An 18802-nucleotide genomic window follows, 5' to 3' on the forward strand; every position below is an offset into this window, starting at 1 on the left:
GTCCGCCCGGCCGGGTGTCTCAGCGCACGAGCGGGACCGACACCGCCATGACCATCTCCACCGGCACGTCGCCCTTGTTGGCGTACGTATGGGGGGTGTTGGCCTCGAAGGACACGCTCGCGCCCTCGGGGACGCGGTAGTCGGTCCCGTCGACGCTGAGGGTGAGTTCGCCCGCCATGACGTGGACGAGTTCGACCGTCCCGGTGGGGTGCGGGTCCGAGGGGCTGCCGTCGCCCGGCATCAGCCGCCAGTCCCACATCTCCAGCGGTCCGGGCGCCTCGGTGCCCGCGAGGAGGCGGTTGTAGCTGCCCGCGTCCGTGTGCCACAGCCGTACGGCCTGCTCGGCCGGGACGATCCGGACCTTGGGGCCCTGCTCGTAGTCGAGGAGGGTCGTGATGCTGACGCCGAGCGCGTCACCGATCTTCACGACGGTACCGATGCTGGGGTTGGTCCTGGCCTGCTCGATCTGGATGAGCATGCCGCGGCTGACTCCGGCGCGGCCGGCGAGCACGTCCAGGGTGAAGCCGCGCTCGGTGCGCCAGCGCTTGACGTTGCGCGCCAGGGACTGGGTCAGCAGGTCGAGATCCGACACATTCCGTCCAATAGTCTGCGTCCAATATTCTAGATTACAGAGTTCAATAGAATGAACTATGCTGTGGTGCACCTGATCGTTCACTGAACTGTACTGCGAGGGGCCCGATGACGGCACAGACAGCGCTCTTCGCCCTGGGCACCAGCCTCCTGTGGGGCCTGGCCGACTTCGGCGGAGGGCTGCTGACCCGGCGCACGCCCGCGCTCACCGTGGTCGTCGTCTCGCAGTCGATCGCGGCGGTGGTACTGGGCGCGATCGTGGTCGTGACCGGCGGCTGGAGCGCGGCGGGACCGCAGCTGTGGTTCGCGTTCGCCGCGGGACTCGTGGGACCCGTCGCGCTGCTCTCCTTCTACAAGGCGCTCGCCCTGGGCCCGATGGGCGTCGTCTCCCCACTCGGCTCCCTCGCCGTGGCCGTCCCCATCACCGTGGGACTCTTCCTCGGGGAGCGCCCCGGACTGACGCAGGTGGCAGGCATCGCGGTCGCCGTCGTGGGCGTCGTGCTCGCCGGCGGGCCCCAGTTGAGAGGCGCCCCCGTGCAACGGCAGGCGGTCCTCCTCGCCCTGATCGCCGCACTCGGCTTCGGCACGGTGTTCGCGCTGATCGCGGAGGCGTCCTCGTCGGTGACCGGGCTGTTCCTCGCGCTGTTCGTGCAGCGTCTGACCAACGTCGCCACCGGTGGCGCGGCGCTCCTCGTCTCCGTGCGACGCGGCGCCGCCGCCCTCCCCGAGGGCGGCTTCCCCTGGCACTCCCTGCCCGCGCTCGCCTTCGTCGGCCTCGCGGACGTCGCGGCGAACGGCACGTACTCCGTCGCCGCCCAGCACGGCCCGGTCACGGTGGCCGCCGTCCTCGCCTCGCTCTATCCGGTGGTCACGGCCCTGGCCGCACGCGGCTTCCTCAGTGAACGGCTGCGCGTGATCCAGGCGGCGGGCGCGGGCCTGGCACTGGTCGGCACGATACTGCTGGCCACCGGCTGATCGGTACCGATCGACTTCAGGACGACTCGGCGTCCAGCTCCGCCAGCCGCTCCACGGTCTCCTCGTCCAGCTCCGACAGCGCGAGCAGTTGCTCCGGTGTCACCCCGTCGGGAATCGGGACCGGCGCGGGCGTCCGCAGCGGCGGCTGCCAGCCGTCGGCCGCGTCCCAGCGCCGTACGACCCGTGCGGGCGCCCCCGCGACGACCGAGTGGTCCGGCACCGCGCCGCGCACCACCGCACCGGCGGCCACCACGACGTTCCGCCCGATCCGCGCCCCCGGCAGGATCACCGCCCCGGTGCCGATCCAGCAGCCGGATCCGATCTCCACCGGTTCCATCCGGGGCCACTGCTTGCCGATCGGCTCGTGCGGATCGTCGTACGAGTGGTTCGTGGACGTCACGTACACATACGGCCCGAAGTAGCAGTCGCTGCCGATCGTGACCGTCGTGTCGGCGATGACATGGCTGCCGCGGCCGAGCACCACACCGTCACCGATGCGCAGGATCGGGTCGGCGCCGAGGTCGAGGTCGGGCATCAGACCGGCGGTGAGCGTGACCTGTTCGCCGACGATGCAGTGGGCGCCGAGATGGATCCAGGGTTCACCGAAGACGGTGCCGAGCGGGAAGGCGAGTCTGGTACCCGTTCCCATCGCGCCGAAGCGCAGCCGCCCCGGGCGCTCGGCCGTCACCGAACCCGTGCGCTGCACCCAGGCCCAGCCCGCGTGGACGGCGCGCTGCGCGAGGCGGCGCCGCCATGATGAGAACACGTTCCTGTTGCTGGGCACCCGCTCACCGTACTCAGGGCGACCTGGGCCCAGCAGAGATCACCGCTGTGATCTTCGCCCCACCGGGGCCGGGAGCGATGGCATACGGTGCCGCTGTACCGCCGCCGCCGACGACAACGAGGAGAAGCTGATGACGCAGCAGGCGCTGATCATGGGGATCGGCGGCAAGGACCCGCAGGTGGACCCGGAGGCGTTCGCGGCACCGACGTCCGTGGTGATCGGGGACGTCACCCTGCACGCGGGCGCGAGCGTCTGGTACGGCGCGGTACTGCGGGCCGACTTCGGTCCGATCGTCATCGGCGCCGACAGCAACATCCAGGACAACTGCACCCTCCACGTCGACCCCGGCTTCCCGATCACGGTCGGCGAGCGCGTCTCGGTCGGCCACAACGCCGTGCTGCACGGTGCGACGGTCGAGGACGACTGTCTGATCGGCATGGGCGCCACGGTCCTCAACGGCGCGGTGATCGGCGCCGGTTCCCTCGTGGCGGCCCAGGCCCTGGTCCCCCAGGGGATGCGGGTCCCGCCGGGCTCCCTGGTGGCCGGAGTCCCCGCCAAGGTCAAGCGCCCCCTGACGGAGGAGGAACGCCAGGGCCTCACTCTGAACGGCACCTTCTACGTGGACCTGGCGAAGACGCACAAGCAGGCGCACGGAGGCTGAGGGGCGCCCCGCAGGGGCGCGGGGCTGTGTCATTGCGCGGCTGCGCCGCGTGGGCGCGACCAGCAACGCACAGCCCGCACGCACCCGACGACAAGAGCTACTCGGCAGCCGCCACCGGCTCCCGCTCCCCCGCCTCGATCTCCGCCGCCGCCTTCTTCGCCTTGCGCTTCACGATCAGCATCGAGGCAAGCCCGATGAGCACGGCCACCACGAGCCCGACCCACGAGAACCGCTTCAGCCAGGACTCGGCGACGACACCCACGTAGTAGATGACCGCGGTGGTACCCCCGGCCCAGATGATCCCGCCCAGTACATTGGCGATCAGGAACTTCCAGTACGGCATCTTCAGCACACCCGCGAGCGGCCCCGCGAAGATCCGCAGCAGCGCGATGAACCGGCCGAAGAAGACGGCCCACATGCCCCACTTCTGGAAGGACCGCTCGGCGGTCGCGACGTGCCCCTCGCTGAAGTGCCTGGGGAACTTCGCGCCCAGCCAGGCCAGCAGGGGGCGCCCGCCCTTGCGGCCGATGGCATAGCCGATGGAGTCGCCGACGATCGCGCCGATGCCGGCGCACGCCCCGAGGATGACGGGGTTGATACCCGAGTGCTGCGAGGACAACAGCGCCGCCGAGACCAGGATGATCTCGCCGGGCAACGGGATGCCCAGGCTCTCCAGGCCGATGACCAGGGCCACCAGCGCATAGATGCTGACCGCGGGCACCGTCTCGAGCCAATGCTGGACGTCCAACGCCGGTTCCTCCCGAATCGCACACTTCCCGGCGTGCGCCCGCGACGACGGGCACACGCCGGGAAGCCTACCGCTCAGCCTCGCGGGGCGGCGTCCCACAGGTCGCAGCGATGCTCCCGGTGGACGGTCGCGCTCACGACGTTTCCGCCCCGGGAGACGGTCCGCAGCGAGAGCACCGGACCCGACACCGCCGGGCATCGAGGGCTGCCCGGCGGCACGCGGACTCCTGCGGAGCAGGGCAGGGCACGGGTTGCGCCTCCAGGGCGAAAGACCGTCCACTGGCGTTGAGGGTGTAAGACCCGTAGGTCCGCTGGACCCGCAGGCAACCTGAGCCAGGAATCCCCCTGCTTCAGCGGGGGAGGGTTCCAATGGGTCGCCCCGAAGTCGAAGCCCGTGTGCAGATCGCGCGGCGAGGCGAACGGCGGCGAGGTGCGGCGAACAGCCGCCCCTCGTCCTCGTTCGCCCCGTTCAGTACGGGGACCCGGGCCGCGGCCCCCTTCGCGTACGCCTCGAAGGGCTGTACCGGCAGGAAGGCGCCGCCGACGACGGGCCCCCAGTCGAATCCGCCCTGGGCGGCGAGGATCGCCGCGGACGACTTGCCGCGCAGACACGCCGCCGACAGATCGGCGCAGCCCACCTTCCGTGCGAAGGCCGCGCCGGCGGCCACGGCCGCCTCGTGGGTGCGCGCCGCGCAGTTCCCGTACGCGCCGCTCTCGACGATCCCCGCCCGGTACAGGCCCTTCGAGGTCGGCGAGGCCAGCTGGGTGCAGACCGAGCGGCCGCCCGCCGACTCGCCCGCGACGGTGACGCGCGGCGGCGAGGACCGTCGCGCCCAGCATCAGCGTGCGCAGGCGGCCGGATCGGAGGATCCGCCCCCTGTTCACGCGCCCACCTCCACGCTGCCGCGCAGCCGCAGATCCCGCGACGACGACCCCACCCACACCGAGCGCCGCCCGGTGCCGAGGACCCAGTCGTGCCGCCCGGCGTCCCAGGACGACAGCGTGCGCCGGTCGAGGCGCACCGTCGCCCGCCGCCGCTCCCCCGCCCGCAGCGCGAGCCGCCGGTACCCGGCCAGCAGCCGTACGGCCTGGTCGAGCCGGAGATCCGGCGACGGTCCCAGGTAGACCTGCGCCACCTCGACGCCGTCGCGCCGCCCGGTGTTGCGCACGGTGAAGCCGACCTCGTTCCCCCGGACCCGCAGATCCTCGTACGCGAACGAGGTGTACGAGAGTCCGTGCCCGAAGGGGAACAGCGGGTGTACGCCCTGCGCGTCGTACCAGCGGTAGCCGACATGGATCCCCTCCGAGTACTGCTCGGTGCCATTCACGCCGGGGTAGCGCCGCGGGTCGCCGGCGACCGGGTGGTGGGCGTCGTCGACCGCGAAGGACTGGGTGAGCCGGCCGCCGGGATCGCAGTCGCCGAACAGGACGGCGGCGGTGGCGGCCGCGCCCTCCTGGCCCGGGTAGTACATCTGGAGCACGGCGGCCGTGCCGTCCAGCCAGGGCATCGAGGTCGAGGAGGAGGTGTTGAGGACGACGGCCGTCCGGGGGTTGGCCGCGGCGACGGCCTTGATCAGCCGCTCCTGGTTCCCGGGCAGCGCGAGGGTGCCGCGGTCCAGGCCCTCGGTGGCGTCCTCGTAGGCGAAGAGGACGCCCCGGTGACGCGCCGCAGCCGGAACAGCTGTCCCGTGTCGGCGCCCTGGGCGGTGATGGAGACCTGGTGCGCGCCCCGGGAGAGGTTCAGGGCCTTGCGGCGTACGGCGAGTCCGTCGGGCGCCGCGGAGACCAGACCGCCGCTGAAGTACTCGCCGTAGCCGGGCAGCGGCGGGAAGAGCTCGACGCCGTCGACGAGCACCGTGGGCCGGATGCCGGAGTAGTGGATGACGAAGGTCCACTCGTCGGCGTCCGCGACGGTGAGCGTCCCCGTGTACGTCCAGGCCCCTCCGGCGGCGACGCTCTGGCCCTCGGCGTCGATGCCCGCGGTCAGCGCCCCGTCGGGGATCGCCTTGCCGAAGAGGTCCTCGCCGAGGGCGTACGACACCCGGGCGCCGCCTCCCGCGCGGGAGCGGATGGCGTCGAGCGGGCTGTCGGCGTGGTCCGGGACGACGTGCGCGCTGCCGCCGCCGCTGACGAACGGCAGGGAGCCGGTGGGGCCGACGACAGCGATGCTGCGGGCGGCGGCCCCGGTCAGGGGCAGCGCTTGACGCCTGTTGCGCAGGAGGGTCGCACCCGCCTTGGCGACCTCCAGGGCGACGGCCGCGCCCGCTTTCGGGTCGCGGGCGGGACGGGGCGGAACGCTGCCGTCTAGCAGCCCGAAGCGGTCCATCACGGCGAGGACGCGGCGTACGGCCCGGTCGACGTAGGACTCGGCCACGGCGCCGCTCTGCACGGCCGACTTCAGGGCGGCCCCGAAGTACGTCCCGTCCGGCATCTCCATGTCGAGGCCGGCGGTGAGGGCGGTGACGGTGCTGTGGGCCGCGAACCAGTCGGTCATCACCCAGCCGCCGAAGCCCCACCGCTCGCGCAGGATGCCGGTGAGGAGCGTCTTGTTCTCGCAGGCGAAGGTGCCGTTGACCTTGTTGTACGCGCCCATGACCGCGCCGGTGCGGGCGGCGACGGCCGCCTCGAAGCCGCGCAGTTCGACCTCGTGCATGGTCTGCTCGTCGACCCGCACGTCGACGGACATGCGGTCCTGCTCCTGGTTGTTCAGCGCGAAGTGCTTGACCGTCGCGATGAGGCCCTCGCCCTGGATACCGCGGATCTCGGCCGCGACCAGGTCGCCGGCGAGCAGCGGGTCCTCGCCGAAGGTCTCGAAGTTGCAGCCCGCGTACGGGGTGCGGATGAGATTGACCATCGGGGAGAGCAGCACGTCCTGGCCGAGGGCGCGGCCCTCGCGCCCGATGACCTGCCCGTAGCGGCGGGCCAGGCCGGGGTCGAAGGCGGAGGCGAGAAGCACCGGGGCGGGCAGGGCGGTGGCGTGCCGGGTGACGCGGACTCCGGCGGGGCCGTCGGCGAGGCGGAGCGGGGGGATGCCGAGGCGGGGTACTCCGGGTGTGTACCCGGCCTGGCCGAGCGAGGCGGGGTCGGTGGCGCCGTGCAGCAGGGAGATCTTCTCGTCGAGAGTGAGCTTGACCATCAAACCCTCTACGCGAGGGCCGGCGCCGGATCTGGACTCCGCCCGGGCGAGCGGAACGGAACCGGTGGTGGTGGCCGCCGCGGCGACCGCGATGGCGCCGCCCAGCAGACGCAGGGTCGAACGCCGGGAAAAGGTGTGGGACATGAGCCGTCACTCCTTCGGTGCGCGGACACGTCGTCGTGACCCGCAGGTACGCGCGCCGACGACAACGGCCGCCTTCGGCCCTTGAACACACCAGGTCCAGAACCAACATGACACGCCGTCACACAGCACGGGTACGGCGCGAAAACTATGACCGCCGGTGACTCGTGTCAATGAAATGAACAGGAACGGCCGAGGCCCCGACAACAACCGAAGGGACCACAGCAGAGACCATGGCAGGGACCGCAGCGAGGGCGGCCGGTTATGCCGCCGCCGGGCCTCCCGCCACCACCAGTTCCGCGTTGCGGTCCCCTGCGCCGCCCGCCCAGCCCTCCTGGACGCCGCCCTTCATGCTCTCGGCAAGGCCGGGAGCGTTGTAGGCCACTTCCCGGTACAGGGAGGCGAGTCCCACCGCCGAGAGGTCGTCGAAGTCCTGGGCGGTGCGGTGCGGCGCTGCGGACTCGACGAGGGTGGTGAACAGGGACACCGTCCCGTCCCCGTTGTCTGCCAGCTCGATCAGCCGGGCGTGGTGCGGATAGTCCACGTGGGAGGCGGTGTTGACCTCCCAGAAGGAGCGGGCGGGCGTCGCGTGCGGGTGCGGCGTGATCCGGTTGACGTGACTGTGCCCGTTGATCCAGGCGACCACGTTCGGGAACCGGCCGAGCAGGGCGATGACCTCCGCTCCGTCGTGGCGCGGCTCGTCCGTGCGGGCGGCGTCGGGACGGCGGGTCATGCTGGGGCTGTGGTGGTGGCTGAAGACCAGGATGTGGGCGTCGTCGGCCCCGGTGTTGCGGACGAGCCGGCCGTCCGCGTCGTAGGACCGGGAGCTGTGCGCGGCCAGGGTCCTTTCCAGCCAGCGGAGTTGGTCGCCGCCAAGTGAACCCTCGTAGTGGCCGCTGCGGTACGTCGTGTCGATGCTGATGCCGAGGACGTTCTCGGCCACCTTGAAGGAGTAGTACATCCGCTCGCCGTCCAGGTTGTCCTGGGTGTAGCCGTGGCCGACCGGACCGGCACCGGCGTGGGCGGGGTCGAGATGCGCGGCCAGATAGTCGTGCGGGGTGCACAGCCGGCGCCGCTCGTCGGCGGTCACGGTCCGCGCCGAGGCCGCGTTCCTGGTCAGGATCGACTTGAGCACCTCGCTCTTCGGATCGTCGCCCGACCCGAGCGCCTTGGCGTAGGCGGCCGCGTCCGCGGCGGGTACCGACAGCAGTTTGCGGGAGCCGACGGCGAAGTCGTTCAGCGCGGGCGACAGGCAGCCGCCGGGCAGATCGTCGTGGTTGCCGACCGTGGAGTACCAGGGGATGCGCAGCCCCGGGCTGGTGACCGGGCGGGTGGCCGCGTCGAGGAAGCCGGGGATGAGGGGCAGCCCGCGCCGCTTGTCCAGGTCGCGCAGGTGGGGGTCACCAGGGTGCCAGTACAGGGGAAGACCGGAGTTCTGGGCGCCTTCGTACGCCCGCGGGTCACCGGTGTTCGGCGTGATCCGGCCGCCGCTCATCACGGTCAGGAACCACTCCAGCTCGATCGCGGAGTTGTTGTCGACGTTGTCGCCCGTGGTCATCACGAAGGCTGGGCGCAGCCTGGTGTTCGGGCCGCCGCCGAGCGCGTTCACCTGCTCGACGAGCGCGACCGCCCCGGCCACCGTCAGCGCCTCCTGCGCCCGCCACGACGAGGCTCCGCGCGAGCGCAGGAACTCGGTGCGCAGCGGGTTCTGCACGTCGGCGAGATGGAGGTCGGTGAACTGTACGAAGCACGCGAGCGGGGTGCGCCGGTCCTGGCGCCCGGAGCCGGGCGTGGCGAGCTCCTTACGGACGACCAGGGGCCAGCCGGGGCCCGAGACCATCCGTCGGTAGGTGCCGGTGTGGGCGCTGCCGCCGAGGCGGGCCGTCGTCTCCAGGGTGGTCACGGCGTACGGCGCCGCTCGCGGGGTGCCGCGGGGCGGCGGCTGGGCGACGACGCTCCGTGCGGCGGGCTCGACGGCGGGATGCCGGCGCTGGCGCGGGAGGAGCGTCCCCGCGCTGGTTCCGGCGACGCCGGCCGCCGCCGTGGCGCCTGAGGCGAGCAGAAATCGACGACGGTTGACGGCGGCGGATACGGGTGCGGTTCCGGCCATGGGGCGACCCTCCGGTGCCTCCGAGCGATTCACTTGCTGGAACCACTCAGCCAGGCCGCGGGGACACGGGCGTGGCCTCGCCGTGAACGCCTCCGGAACAGGCGGAACGCCACGTGGCCCCGGTGTTTCCGAGGGCGTCGCCCGGCCCGCGGGAGGTCCGGCGGCGACGCCGTGGACGGCGTTCGGGACCATTCCGCCATCGGCCTCAAAGTCCCTTGACGCGCGGCATGTTACCGATAACATCACTGAGTCTGGGAACGCTCCCAAGCCCCAAGCCCCAAGCCCCAAGCCCCGAGCCCCGAGCCCCAAGTACCAAGTACCAGGCTCGAGAACGGGACCGGGACCGAGGACGGAACCGGGGACGGGGACGAGTGACCGCACCCCGTCGCGCCCGCCCCACCGTGCCCGCACCGCACCCACCCCCACACCCGCACCGCACCCACACCCCGCCGAAACCGACGCCCGCCCCCAACCCGGACCGGAGAAGTCCCGATGCCGCATCTCCTGCGCGTCCCCGCGCCCCCCGCACCGCCCCTGACCGGCCACCTCCCCTTCGCCGACGCCCCGGAGGCGGCCGACCCCATCGAGGTGACCAGCCGCTACCTCACGCGCGGCGGCCGCCCCTGGTTCCCGGTCTCCGGCGAGTTCCACTACGCGCGCTACCCGGCACGGGACTGGGAGGAGGAGCTGCTGAAGATGAAGGCGGGCGGGGTCACCGTCGTCGCCAGTTACGTCATCTGGATCCACCACGAGGAGACCGAGGGCCGCGTCCGCTTCGACGGCGACCGCGATCTGCGGCGCTTCGCCGAGTTGTGCGCCCGGCACGGCCTGGACTTCATCCCGCGCATCGGCCCCTGGTGCCACGCGGAGGTCCGCAACGGCGGCTTCCCGGACTGGCTGCTCGCCCGCACCCGCGCTCCCCGCACCGACGATCCCGCCTATCTGGAGCCCGTACGCGGCTGGTTCACGGCGATCGCGGAACAGCTGCGCGGACTCGACCGGGCGCACGGCGGTCCGATCGTCGCGATCCAGATCGAGAACGAGCTCTACGACCGGCCCGGCCACCTCCTCACCCTGAAGCGGATGGCGCAGGAGGCGGGTCTGAGCGCGCCGCTGTGGACGTCCACCGCGTGGGGCGGGGTCCAACTGCCACCCGACGAACTGCTTCCGCTGTACGGCGGCTACACCGAGACGTTCTGGACGGAGGCGGGCGGCGGCTGGGCGGACACCTGCCGCACGCACTTCTTCTTCACCCATCAGCGCGACGACGAGGGCATCGGCGCCGACCTGCGCCCGACGACCGTACGCGGCGGCGACCCCGCGCCCACGGAACGCTTTCCCTGGGCCACCTGCGAGCTCGGCGGCGGCATGGCCGTCGCCTACCACCGCAGGCCGCGCGTCGAGCCCGACGACATCGGCGCGCTCGGCCTCACCAAGATCGGCTGCGGTTCGGTCTGGCAGGGCTACTACATGTTCCACGGCGGCACGAACCCGGCCGGTGAGCTCACCACCCTCCAGGAGTCCCACGCCACCGGCTACCCCAACGACCTGCCCGTCCTCACCTACGACTTCCAGGCGCCGCTGGGCGAGTACGGCCAGGTCCGGCCCTCGTACCACGCACTGCGCCTCCAGCACCTGCTGCTGGCCGACTTCGGCGACCTGATCGCCCCCATGGAGTCCGTCCTGCCCGAGCGGCAGCCCGCCTCCCAGTGCGACCGGCACACCCTGCGCTGGGCCGTGCGCGGCGACGGCACCTCCGGCTTCCTGTTCGTCAACAACCACCAGCCGCACGAACCGCTGCCGGCCCACCCCGGCACGACCTTCACGGTCGACTTCCCCGACGCTCCCGCCCTGACGTTGCCCAGCGCCCCGGTCACCGTCCCGGCCGGCGCGTACTTCTGCTGGCCGCTGCGTCTGAACGTCGCCGGTCTACGGCTCGACTGGGCCACCGCCCAGCCGGTCTGCCGGGTCCAGGACGACGGGCGTACGGTCCTGGTGCTGGCCGCCGCCGACGGCGTTCCGGTCGAACTCGCCCTGGACGCGGGCACGGTCGCATCCCTCGACACGCCCTCCGGCGAGGTCACCGAGGCCGACGACCGGATCCTGATCACCGGTCTGCGCCCCGGCACCGACGCCCTGGTCCAGGTCAAGACCGCGGACGGCGACGACATCGGCCTGCTCGTGCTCGACGCCGGCAGCGCCCGCACCGCCTACCGGGGCACGGCCTGGGGGGCCGAGCGGCTGGTGCTCTGCCCGGACGGGGTCGTCTTCGACCAGGACGGACTCCGCGTGCACAGCTCGGCGACGCGGCCCTCCTTCGCCGTACTCCCCGCGCCGGAATGGGAGTTGACGGTGGCCGGAACTCCGCTGTCGACGACGGCCGTCGGCCCGTTCACCCGCTGCACGATCGCCGAAGGGGTCGACGCCGAGGACACCACGCTCGCCGCCACCCTGGTGCGCCCCGCGGGACCGCCGCCCGCGCTCACGAAGGGCCCGCTGGGGCGCGCGAGCGCCCCGGCGGACGAGCACTTCACGACCTCCGCGGCCGAGTACCGCGTGGAGGTCCCGGACGAGCTGCTGCGTGAACCGTCCGGCACGCTCCTGCGCCTTCACTGGACGGGCGACGTGGGGCGCGCGTACGTCGGGGACACCCTCGTCGCCGATCAGTTCTTCTCCGGCCGCGTCTGGGACCTCGGTCTCGACCGGCTCCCCTCCGAAGCCCTGCGCGCCCACGGCCTGACGCTGCGGCTGCTGCCCCGGGCCGCCGGCGCTCCGGTGTACGTGCCCGAGCAGACGGGCGACGTCACGGGACGGGCGGCCTTGTGGCGCGTCGAGTGGGTGACCACCCGCACCTGGGCGATCACGGCGGACAGTGCCTAGCGGCGGCCGACGCGGCAGGCGGGCCTATCCTGTGGGCCTGCCGGGCGGATCGGTACAGACCGCCGCCGAGACGTCGGAGGTTGCGCCCCCATGACCCGAGGTGCCACGGACGGCGCCGTCCCCCAGGGAACCGAGGGCCCCAAGGGACGCAGCCGGCGCAGCTTCGCGGGGGCGCGCCCGGTGATGGACGACGTGGCCCGTCTGGCCGGTGTCTCGAAGCAGACGGTCTCCCGGGTGCTCAACGACAGTCCCGCTGTGCGGCCCGAGACCCGGGAGGCCGTCGTGACCGCCATGCGCACGCTCGGCTACCGGCCGAGCCGCAGCGCGCGTTCCCTGGCCAGTGGCAGGACGCGGATGCTCGGGGTGATCTCGTTCGACGCGGCGCGTTACGGGCCCGCCTCCATCCTGACCGCGATCAACTCCGCCGCCCAGGAGGCCGGTTACCTGGTCAGTTCCATCGCGCTCGAGACGGCCGACCGGGACACCCTGGTGCGCGCCGTGCACACGCTGTCGGCCGAGGGGGCGGACGGCCTGCTCGCCATCGCACCGCAGCGCTGGGTGGGCAGGGCCCTGGCGGAGGCGGCGCTCGACGTCCCCCTGATGGTCCTGGAGAACGACCTCGGGGACGACGCCTCCTACGTCACCGCGGACTCCCGCGACGGAGCGCGCCAGGCCACCGAGCACCTGCTGAAGCTCGGCCACGGCACGGTCCACCACATCGCGGGGCCCACGGGCTGGCTGTCCGCCGAGCGCCGCCTGGAAGCGTGGCGCGACACCCTTCGGGCGGCGGGGGCCGAGGTCCCCGAGCCGCTCATCGGCGACTGGAGCGCGGACTCCGGGTACGCGCTGGGCGGCCGGCTGGCCGGGCGCCCCGAGGTCACGGCGGTGTTCGCCTCCAACGACCAGATGGCGCTCGGCGTGCTGCGCGCCCTGCACGAGGCCGGGCGGCACGTTCCGGACGACGTCAGCGTCGTCGGCTACGACGACATCCCCGAGGCCGCCCACATGCTGCCCCCGCTGACGACCGTGCGCACCGACTTCGCCGCGGCAGGCCGACGTTCGCTTCAGCTGCTGCTGTCGCGCATCGACGGTTCGGCGAAGCCCCGGATCGATCACATCGAGCCGGTCCGGCTCGTCGTACGCCGCAGCACGGGGCCCACGCCGCGGAAGCGGTGACGCGCGGCAACGTCGACGCGGCGGGAAACGCCGGGCGGGCCCACTCGACGCCCGGCCGAGGGGACCCGCCGCCGTTCCGCTAGCTCGGCTCAGGCGTTCGGCCGCAGGGTCCAGACGACGGTCATCTCGCCCGTGACGGCGCCGTCCGCGCGCTGGATGGCGATGGCCACGGGGAACTCGGGACGCTGACCCGCGTCGAGCTCGGCGACGACCTCCGCGGCCGGGCGGCCGAGGGTCGCGGTGGCCGTCACGGGGCCCATCGCGAGCTTCTTGTACGCGATCTCGGCGCTGACCGCGAGCGGCACGGCGCGCGACAGCTGCTCCCCGAACGCGGCGAGCACGATCGCCCCGCTCGCCGACTCGCCGAGGGTGAACATCGCTCCGGCGTGCGGCCCGCCGACATGGTTGTGATAGTCGCTCTGGTCCGGCAGGGCCACCACGGCCTTCTCCGGGGTGGTCTCCACGAACTCGAGGTTCAGCGTCCGGGCCATCGGCACCGTGGCGGCGAGCATCTCGCCGATCGTCATCTGGTCTGCGCTCATAGCGGCATGTTACTCATGAGTAGCCGGATCTGGCCAGATTTCGATGCGTCCCTGACAAGGGGCAGTGACCGAATCGTTTCCCTGGTGCCACTAGGGTTAGCGCCCATGTGGCCAGGACAGCAGCCGCCCGGGGGCGAGCAGAACCCGCAGAACAGCCCGTACCAGCAGCCGAATCCGTACCAACAGCCCGGCTATCAGCAGCCCAATCCCTACGGGCAGCAGCCGCAGTGGGGCACCCCCGCGGGCATGGGCGCGCCGCAGCCACCGCAGGGCGGGGGCGACGGCGGCAACCGGACGAAGCTCGTGGCGATCATCGCGGCCACGGCCGTAGTGGTGGCCGCGGGCGTGACGGGCTTCCTGGTCCTCGGCGGGAACAAGGACGACAAGGCCGGGGGCGGCACGAACAACACCTCCGGCCCGTCGACGTCGGCATCGACGGACCCGAGCGACTCGGCGTCCACGTCGGACGACAACCCGCGCGGCACGGAGACGGAGAAGCCGACCATCGCCGGCTGGAAGGTCGTGGTGAACCCCAAATGGGGGATCGCCTTCGACGTGCCGGCGGACTGGGAGGTCCAGTCCCCCGGCCTCGGGATCGGCTTCGAGTTCCCGAAGGAGGAGGACAAGGGAATCACGATGTCGGGCACCGCCGAGTACAAGTCCAAGTGGTGCACCTCGGACGACGACAAGGACGGCCGGACCCAGGACACCCCGCTGGCCGTGGTGGGTACCAAGGGCGCCAGCGGCGCCAAGAACAGCGACGAGATCGCGATCAACACCCCCGTCTGGTGGGTCTTCGGCGGCTACACCCAGCCCGACAAGAAGAGCCTCTCGTACGACAAGAAGGCCACGCCCTTCACGACCACCTCGGGCATCACGGGCAGCGTCGGGTGGGCCCAGTCGACCAACACACCCGACAAGGGCAAGTGCGCGAGCGACGGCAAGGCACTCACGTTCGGCTTCAAGAACTCCGCCGCCGATTTCGTGTCGTTCAACTTCTTCGGGGCCAAGGGCGTGAAGGACGAGGTCTCCAAGGCGACCCTCATGAAGATCCTCGGCACGGTCCGGCTGCACGGGACCCCGACCGGCGGCTGACCCCGGTGGCACACCGGCCCGCCCCGACGGGCGGGCCGGAACGCCGGGGGCCTCAGCCCTTCAGGTAGTTGCGGAAGACCCAGCGGCCCGTGATCGCGTCTTCGTCGACGTGACACTGGCCGATGCACACCCAGTTGCCGGTGCTGTTGCTGCAGGCGTAGTCGGCGTGCACCTTGTTGTCCTTGTACTTGTAGCCGGTCACGCTGCCCCGAGGCGACGGTGTGGCGTGGACAGCCACCTTCTCCTGACTGACGGTGTAGCTGTGGCTGACCGGCTGGCAGGAGAACGCGGCCGCCGAGGCGGGCATCGCGGCCGCGACGGGGAGGGCCGCGCCCACCAGCGCGGCCGTGGCGAACAGAGATGCAACATGCTTTCGCATGACGCTCCTTTCCTTGGGAACGAATCGTTCCTGGAGGGGGCAAATCATCATGAACATGACATGATCACCCTAGAAGACGCCGCGACCAGCGTCAAAGAAGCCGTCGGCACGGCGACCGGGGAGTCGGCCCGCGGCCGGCGCACGATGTTGCGCGTGGGGACACCGGCGGGGATAGTCGGCCGGTGACCTCCGCCGCCGACGCCTTCCGCCGCTCCCGCCGCCCCACCTGGGCGGGCCGCAACTACACCCTGCTGACCGCCGCCGCGGTCTTCACCAACCTGGGCGGCCAGGGCGCGCTGATCGCCGCGGCGTTCGCGGTGCTCGAGGCGGGCGGCAACGGGGGTGACGTGGGGCTGGTGGCGGCGGCTCGGACGCTGCCGCTGGTGCTCTTCCTGCTGATCGGCGGAGCGGTCGCGGACCGGCTGCCGCGCCACCGGGTGATGGTCGCGGCCAACGCCCTGAACTGCGTCTCGCAGGCGGTGTTCGCGGTCCTCGTCCTCGCCGGTGAGGCGCGGCTGTGGCAGATGATGCTGCTGTCCGCGCTCGGCGGCACCGGGCAGGCGTTCTTCGGCCCGGCGGCCGAGGGCATGCTGATGTCCTCGGTGAACGGGGAGCAGGCGAGCCGCGCCTTCGCCGTGTTCCGGATGGCGATGCAGGGCGCCGGCCTGGGCGGCGCCGCCCTGGGCGGGGCGATGGTGGCCGTGGTCGGACCCGGCTGGGTGCTCGCCGTGGACGCGGTGGCGTTCGCGGTCGCCGGGGCACTGCGCTCGTTCCTCGACGTGAGTCACATACCGCCGCGCGAGCCCGGCGGCGGGCTGCTCTCCGATCTCCGCGAGGGCTGGCGGGAGTTCGTCGGACGGCCGTGGCTGTGGACGATCGTCGCCCAGTTCTCCGTGGTGGTCGCGGTCGTCGGCGCCGCCGACGCGGTCTACGGTCCGCTGGTTGCCCGGGACAGCCTCGGCGGCCCGGGGCCATGGGGGCTCGCGCTCGTCGCATTCGGTGCCGGAACCGTTGGCGGCGCACTGCTGATGACCCGCTGGAAGCCCCGCCGGCTCCTCCTCGCGGGCACCCTCTGCGTCTTCCCGCTCGCCGCTCCGGCCGCCGCGCTCGCCGTACCGGTCCCGGTGGGTCCCCTGTGTGCCGTGATGTTCGTCAGCGGTGCGGCGATCGAGGTGTTCGGGGTGTCGTGGATGACCTCGCTGCACCAGGAGATCCCCGAGGACAAGCTCTCCCGAGTCTCGGCGTACGACTGGTTCGGCTCGATCGCGATGGTCCCGCTGGCCACCGCCCTGGCGGGCCCGGCGGAACAGGCCTTCGGGCGTACGACCGCCCTGTGGGGCTGTTCGGCGCTGGTCGTCGTGGTCACGGCGGCGGTGCTGTGCGTGCCGGACGTGCGGAATCTGACCCGGCGGAGCAAGCCGGTGGCCCAGTGGTCACCGGTGGCGGAGGTCGAGCTGCGGTCAGCCGATGCTGAAGGCACCGCCGGGCGGCTCGGGTGAGGGAACCGCGTCCTCGTCACGTACGGGTGCGGCGGAGCCGATGAACTCCCGCAGCGCGGCGCCGCTTTCGACGCGCGCCGGGAAGGCGTCGGCGGCCGTGCGGCGGGCGAGAACGGCCGTGTCGAGCGGGCGGTGGGAGGCCACGAGCACCGCGTTGCCGAAGCGCCGGCCGCGCAGCACGCCGGGTTCGGCGATCAGGGACAGCTCCTCAAACACGGTCGCGAACGTGGCGAGTTGGGAGCGCAGGAAGGCGAAGGGCGCGGCGTCGGCGAGGTTGGCCAGATAGACGCCGCCCTCGCGCAGCACGCGCGTGGCGGCGCGCGCGTACGCCGTGGACGTCAGGTGCGCCGGGACGCGCGCGCCGCCGAAGACGTCCGCGATCACGATGTCGGCGGAGGCGGGCGCGGCGGATTCGAGCCAGCCTCGCGCGTCCGCGCCGTGCAGCGTGATGCCTGTGTCCTCGGGCAAGGGCAGGTGCTCGCGGACCAGCTCCAGCAGACCCAGGTCGGCCTCCACCACGTCCTGCCGTGAGCCGGGGCGGGTCGCGGCCACATAGCGGGGCAGCGTCAGGGCTCCCCCGCCGAGGTGGAGCACGTCCAGGGGCCGGCCCGGCTCCACGACGGTGTCCAGGACGTGCCCGAGCCGTCGGGCGTACTCGAACTCCAGATGGGTCGGCTCGTCCAGATCGACGTACGACTGCGGTGCGGCGTCGACCGTGAGCAGCCAGGCCCGCCTCCGGTCCACGTCCGGCATCAGCTTGGCGGTTCCGTGATCCACGGTCCGTGTCACGGGTATCGGCTCGTCCACGGGTCCATTGTGCCGCCCCTTCCAGGAGCGCGGTCATCGGTACGAGCCGGTGCCCGCTCCCCCGTTGCGGGAGCGGGCACCCTCGTCCTGCCTCTCGGCCGTCAGCCCACCGAGGTCACCGTCCCCGCGCCGACGGTCCGGCCGCCCTCGCGGATCGCGAAGCCGAGCCCCGGCTCCAGCGGCACCTCGCGCCCGAGCTCGACCGTCATCGCGACGGTGTCGCCGGGCCGGGCGACCGCCCGCTCGCCGAGGTCGACGTCGCCGACCACGTCCGCGGTGCGGATGTAGAACTGGGGCCGGTACCCGGTGGAGACGGGCGTGGTACGGCCGCCCTCGCCCGTCGACAGGACGTACACCTGGGCCGAGAAACGACGGCTGGGGGCGACGCTGCCGGGCGCGGCGACGATGTGCCCGCGGCGTACGGCGTCGCGGGGCACCCCGCGCAGCAGCAGCGCCACGTTGTCCCCGGCCTGCGCCTCGTCCATGGGCTTGCCGAAGGTCTCCAAGCCGGTCACCACCGTGTCGACGGCCGCGCCGAGCACTTCGACGCGGTCGCCGACCCGGATCGTGCCGCGCTCGACCGCGCCGGTGACGACCGTCCCGCGCCCGGTGATCGTGAGCACGTTCTCGACCGGCAACAGGAACGGCGCGTCGAGGTACCGCTCGGGCATGGGCACATACGTGTCCACCGCGTCGAGCAGCGCGTCGATCGCCGCGGTCCAACGGGGGTCCCCCTCAAGAGCCTTGAGGCCGGACACCCGTACGACGGGTACGGACTCGCCGCCGTAGCCGTGCGCGGAGAGCAGCTCGCGGACCTCCAGCTCCACGAGGTCGATGAGCTCCTCGTCGCCACTCGCGTCGGCCTTGTTCAGGGCGACGACAATGTGGTCGACACCCACCTGCCGGGCGAGCAGCACGTGCTCGGCGGTCTGCGGCATGATCCCGTCGAGCGCGGAGACGACGAGGATCGCCCCGTCGAGCTGCGCGGCCCCGGTGACCATGTTCTTGACGTAGTCGGCGTGACCCGGCATGTCCACGTGCGCGTAGTGGCGGGTGTCGGTCTCGTACTCGACGTGCGCGATGTTGATGGTGATGCCGCGCGCGGCCTCCTCCGGCGCCCGGTCGATCCGGTCGAACGGTACGAACGTGCCGGAGCCGCGCTCGGCGAGGACCTTGGTGATGGCGGCGGTCAGGGTGGTCTTGCCGTGGTCGACGTGACCCATCGTGCCGATGTTCAGGTGCGGTTTGGTGCGGACGTATGCCGTCTTGGGCATGGCGG

Annotated in this window: 17 protein-coding genes; 6 read left to right on the plus strand and 11 right to left on the minus strand. The window is 72.3% G+C overall.

Features of this window, described 5'->3' with window-relative positions; genetic code table 11:
- Positions 1–19: 19 nt before the first annotated feature.
- Positions 20–592: a helix-turn-helix domain-containing protein gene (locus ACIQTP_RS28775; RefSeq protein WP_403404939.1), complete on the minus strand. Its 573-nt coding sequence runs from the start codon at positions 590–592 to the stop codon at positions 20–22.
- A 107-nt stretch (positions 593–699) separates the two neighbouring features.
- Here ACIQTP_RS28775 and ACIQTP_RS28780 point away from each other — a divergent pair, with 107 nt between their 5' ends.
- Entirely contained in the window at positions 700–1566 is an 867-nt protein-coding gene (locus tag ACIQTP_RS28780; protein ID WP_403404942.1) for an EamA family transporter, read from the plus strand.
- Positions 1567–1582: 16 nt separating this feature from the next.
- Here the strand turns inward: ACIQTP_RS28780 and ACIQTP_RS28785 are convergent, their stop codons facing one another.
- Entirely contained in the window at positions 1583–2350 is a 768-nt protein-coding gene (locus tag ACIQTP_RS28785; RefSeq protein ID WP_403404945.1) for an acyltransferase, read from the minus strand.
- Between the two features lie 130 nt (positions 2351–2480).
- Between ACIQTP_RS28785 and ACIQTP_RS28790 the strand changes: the two genes are divergently transcribed.
- Positions 2481–3011: a gamma carbonic anhydrase family protein gene (locus tag ACIQTP_RS28790; RefSeq protein WP_403404947.1), complete on the plus strand. Its 531-nt coding sequence runs from the start codon at positions 2481–2483 to the stop codon at positions 3009–3011.
- Between the two features lie 97 nt (positions 3012–3108).
- Here the strand turns inward: ACIQTP_RS28790 and ACIQTP_RS28795 are convergent, their stop codons facing one another.
- The 5 genes from ACIQTP_RS28795 to ACIQTP_RS28815 all read right to left on the minus strand — a co-directional run bounded on the left by ACIQTP_RS28795 (position 3109) and on the right by ACIQTP_RS28815 (position 9145).
- Positions 3109–3759, minus strand: coding sequence for a DedA family protein (locus ACIQTP_RS28795; RefSeq protein WP_403404950.1), 651 nt, complete (start codon positions 3757–3759; stop codon positions 3109–3111).
- Between the two features lie 349 nt (positions 3760–4108).
- Positions 4109–4519 (minus strand): carboxylesterase family protein, encoded by a 411-nt coding sequence (locus ACIQTP_RS28800; protein ID WP_403405169.1) that lies wholly within the window; start codon positions 4517–4519, stop codon positions 4109–4111.
- Positions 4520–4639: 120 nt separating this feature from the next.
- Positions 4640–5377 (minus strand): glycoside hydrolase family 3 C-terminal domain-containing protein, encoded by a 738-nt coding sequence (locus ACIQTP_RS28805; protein WP_403405172.1) that lies wholly within the window; start codon positions 5375–5377, stop codon positions 4640–4642.
- Entirely contained in the window at positions 5332–7038 is a 1707-nt protein-coding gene (locus ACIQTP_RS28810) for a glycoside hydrolase family 3 protein (protein WP_403404953.1), read from the minus strand. The genes ACIQTP_RS28805 and ACIQTP_RS28810 overlap by 46 nt, the downstream gene beginning before the upstream one ends.
- Positions 7039–7297: 259 nt before the next feature.
- Complete coding sequence (locus ACIQTP_RS28815; RefSeq protein ID WP_403404956.1) at positions 7298–9145, minus strand: TIGR03767 family metallophosphoesterase; 1848 nt, start codon at positions 9143–9145, stop codon at positions 7298–7300.
- Positions 9146–9637: 492 nt separating this feature from the next.
- On the opposite strand from ACIQTP_RS28815, the gene ACIQTP_RS28820 reads away from it, so the two are divergent.
- Together ACIQTP_RS28820 and ACIQTP_RS28825 are read left to right on the plus strand one after the other, a co-directional pair.
- Entirely contained in the window at positions 9638–12025 is a 2388-nt protein-coding gene (locus tag ACIQTP_RS28820) for a beta-galactosidase (protein WP_403404959.1), read from the plus strand.
- Between the two features lie 90 nt (positions 12026–12115).
- Positions 12116–13201, plus strand: a complete 1086-nt coding sequence (locus ACIQTP_RS28825) for a LacI family DNA-binding transcriptional regulator (RefSeq protein ID WP_403404962.1) — start codon at positions 12116–12118, stop codon at positions 13199–13201.
- Positions 13202–13290: 89 nt separating this feature from the next.
- Here ACIQTP_RS28825 and ACIQTP_RS28830 read toward each other — a convergent pair whose 3' ends face one another.
- Positions 13291–13743 (minus strand): DUF4442 domain-containing protein, encoded by a 453-nt coding sequence (locus tag ACIQTP_RS28830; protein ID WP_403404965.1) that lies wholly within the window; start codon positions 13741–13743, stop codon positions 13291–13293.
- A gap of 105 nt (positions 13744–13848) precedes the next feature.
- Here ACIQTP_RS28830 and ACIQTP_RS28835 point away from each other — a divergent pair, with 105 nt between their 5' ends.
- Complete coding sequence (locus tag ACIQTP_RS28835; RefSeq protein ID WP_403404968.1) at positions 13849–14838, plus strand: hypothetical protein; 990 nt, start codon at positions 13849–13851, stop codon at positions 14836–14838.
- A 52-nt stretch (positions 14839–14890) separates the two neighbouring features.
- Here the strand turns inward: ACIQTP_RS28835 and ACIQTP_RS28840 are convergent, their stop codons facing one another.
- Positions 14891–15217 (minus strand): hypothetical protein, encoded by a 327-nt coding sequence (locus tag ACIQTP_RS28840; protein WP_402049527.1) that lies wholly within the window; start codon positions 15215–15217, stop codon positions 14891–14893.
- A gap of 182 nt (positions 15218–15399) precedes the next feature.
- Here ACIQTP_RS28840 and ACIQTP_RS28845 point away from each other — a divergent pair, with 182 nt between their 5' ends.
- On the plus strand, positions 15400–16716 hold the full coding sequence (locus ACIQTP_RS28845; RefSeq protein ID WP_403404971.1) for an MFS transporter: 1317 nt from the start codon (positions 15400–15402) through the stop codon (positions 16714–16716).
- Here ACIQTP_RS28845 and ACIQTP_RS28850 read toward each other — a convergent pair.
- Entirely contained in the window at positions 16678–17523 is an 846-nt protein-coding gene (locus tag ACIQTP_RS28850; RefSeq protein WP_402049536.1) for a spermidine synthase, read from the minus strand. The genes ACIQTP_RS28845 and ACIQTP_RS28850 overlap by 39 nt on opposite strands.
- 101 nt (positions 17524–17624) lie before the next feature.
- The gene (gene tuf / locus ACIQTP_RS28855) at positions 17625–18797 is read right to left on the minus strand and encodes an elongation factor Tu (protein WP_402049539.1); all 1173 of its coding nucleotides are present in this window, start codon (positions 18795–18797) and stop codon (positions 17625–17627) included.
- Positions 18798–18802: the final 5 nt, after the last annotated feature.

This window comes from Streptomyces sp. NPDC090798 (assembly GCF_044768965.1).
Lineage (GTDB): Bacteria > Actinomycetota > Actinomycetes > Streptomycetales > Streptomycetaceae > Streptomyces.